Source organism: Hydrogenivirga sp. 128-5-R1-1 (assembly GCF_000171895.1).
In genome coordinates this window covers 1-2,495 of the sequence record NZ_ABHJ01000117.1, presented here as the reverse complement: position 1 = coordinate 2,495, position 2,495 = coordinate 1, and the positions used below count along the sequence as shown (strand labels likewise).

The 2,495-nt window shown below is 30.8% G+C and carries 4 protein-coding genes; all 4 read right to left on the bottom strand.

Translation table 11 applies throughout. The features are described 5' to 3' along the window. The coding region (locus tag HG1285_RS04555) for a flagellar basal body P-ring protein FlgI (RefSeq protein ID WP_032496925.1) at nt 1-820 on the bottom strand (820 nt) is incomplete at its 3' end. 8 nt (nt 821-828) lie between these two features. Beyond that, nucleotides 829-1,527: a flagellar basal body L-ring protein FlgH gene (locus tag HG1285_RS04560; protein ID WP_008288609.1), complete on the bottom strand. Its 699-nt coding sequence runs from the start codon at nt 1,525-1,527 to the stop codon at nt 829-831. Then, on the bottom strand, nt 1,476-2,357 hold the full coding sequence (flgA, locus tag HG1285_RS04565; protein ID WP_198005456.1) for a flagellar basal body P-ring formation chaperone FlgA: 882 nt from the start codon (nt 2,355-2,357) through the stop codon (nt 1,476-1,478). The genes HG1285_RS04560 and flgA overlap by 52 nt, the downstream gene beginning before the upstream one ends. A 19-nt stretch (nt 2,358-2,376) precedes the next feature. Further along, the coding region (locus tag HG1285_RS19175; RefSeq protein ID WP_343122639.1) for a flagellar basal body rod C-terminal domain-containing protein at nt 2,377-2,495 on the bottom strand (119 nt) is incomplete at its 5' end.

The window sequence follows — 2,495 nt, the reverse complement described above, 5'->3', positions numbered from 1 at the left end:
GAGTATCAAGTTTTATTTCCCCGCTCATTATAACAGTACCTGTTCTTTCATCTATAACAATCACCGGTTCATTGTCAACATTTATCTCTAAGTTAAGAATATCTGATAGAAAAGATACTTTATCTTTTACATCTTTAGGTATTTTAATTTCAACAGTAGATACATCTTTTGCAGATGCAATTTTTTTCCCAGCATATTTATTTACAGCATTTTCAATTTCAGTAGCAATATCAGGGTCAGGATTTTTTAATGTTAAAACAATTTTGTTTTGGTTTTCAAAGGAAAACGGCAAATCTCTTTCTACTATTCCACCGTTTACTACAATTCCTGAAGTTGGATGGTTTTTTACTATTTTTCCACCTTTATTTGATTCAGAAAATCCTCCTCCTGTTGAAACAGGTCCCTGTGCAAATGCGTAAACTTTACCGTCAGGTCCCCTTAATGGAGTTCTGATTAAAACACCATTCCCTATATTTTTCGCATCACCAAGTGAGCTGACATTTACATCAAATCTCATACCGCTTTTTGCAAATGGGGGCAGTGATGCTGTAACTATAACTGCTGCTGCATTCTTTGTTCTAACTTGGCGAGGGTCTATATAAACACCCATTTTTCTCAGCATATTTGCAATACTCAAAAGGGTAAAAATACTTGTCGTGCCATCACCTGTTCCGTTTAAACCTACTACTATGCCGTATCCAACAAGATAATTCCCTCTTACACCAAGTACATTAACTTCATTTTTTATCTTTACCTTATTGTCTGCATTTGCAAAGCCTATAAGCAATATAACTAACAGTGAAAATACAGCTTTAAACATTTTTACTCCTAAAACGGCCATATTTTAGCTAAAAATCTTGCAAGCCATCCAGGTCTTTGATGGTCAGCTATATACCCTTTTCCATTGTACTCTACATACATATCAGAAATTCTTGAGGAATCAACAGAGTTATCCTGCTGTATATAAGTTGGCTTTACTATCCCAGATATTTTTAATATCTGAGTATCATCATTTATTCTTATTATTTTTTTCCCTACAACAAACAAATTCCCATTTGGATAAACCTTAACAACCCTTGCTGTTATTGTAGCAATAAGTTTAGCCTGTCTTTTTGTACTACCTGAACCTTTAAAGCTATCTGATGATTTGGCTGTCATTCCTGCAATTGGGGTTTTCTTTACAAGATTTTTACCAAGCCATGTGGGAGATGGAAGGTCGTAATTTAAATTTGTATCTTTTTTGGCATCGCTTTGAGCACTTCCTTGTCCAGATATATTTTCTGTTATTTTTATGGTTATAGTATCACCAACTCTCAAAGCTTTATCATCAGAAAAAAGGTTGTCATATCCGGTATATAAAGAACCGGGCGGTGTTTTTATGTTTTCATCAACAATTTCTGGAGGTTTAGGGTTAAAAGGTTTATACGTTTCTTTTTTTTCAGCACAAGATACAAATAAAAATATTGCAAATAATACTAATCCATTCCTGAAATAAATTTTACCTTGTTCTTTCCAATTACTTTGCATAATATTACCTTCCCTGAGGATGTGTTTCTTACTCTAATCAAATCTCCAAGTTCTCCATTTTCAAGTGCCCTTCCTAAAAGTCTTATTCTAAATCCGTTTTTCTCATATAAAACTTCAACATTTGTATTTCTAAATACATAATATTCTTTTTCTAAATATTTTAAAGTAATAGGCTGTCCTTTTTTTACTGCAAACCGCAGTTTTTTACCTATTAACTTATTTATATTTGTGAAGTATCTTTCGTCATTTTTGGCTTTTACTTTATCTATCTTAACATCATCATAACTTATAATACTGCCCTTTGGAATGTACCTTTTTGCAACAACTGCTTTTGTTGTTTTGAAATATCTAACACTTGCAGATGTTTTATAATGATTTATAAAAATATCAAAGTACATGTACGAATTGGTACTACCTTTTGAAATAACTTTTATTTTTGGAGTTCCAATTACTTCAAAATTTATGTTTGGGGGGCTTATTTTTTCTATTTCAATATTTTTGTAATGTTTTTTAATAAAACTTTCTACTTTTTTAGATAAAAAGTCTTTGTCTATTTTAACTTTTTTCAGTATTACTATAGTATAATCACCTTTAATCACAACATCTTTAATATTAACGTAATTATTTTTTAAAACATCTATAATGTCTTTTTTAGTTATTTTGTCTTTATCTGCTGAAATATTTTTTACAACAAGTGATGATATGTAATTTGCAAAGTTCTTGTTATCTGCTTTTACTGTGGCAATATCTTTAAGTTTTATCTGCTGAGTTTCAACATTTGCTATTTTTTTCAGTTTAACCTCTACAACTGCAAAAGAATAAGAAAACAAAAATAAACTAATAAAAAAACTAAGTTTTAAGATTACTAATCGTTCTAAGCATTTCATCTGCAGTTGTAACACCTTTAGAATTTATTTCGTAAGCCCTCTGTGCTACTATTAGGTTTACCATCTCCTCAACAATATTTA

Coding starts and splice junctions, on each gene's coding strand:
- HG1285_RS04560 (WP_008288609.1), bottom strand. CDS start 1,527: ATGCAAAGTAATTGGAAAGAACAAGGTAAAATTTATTTCAGGAATGGA.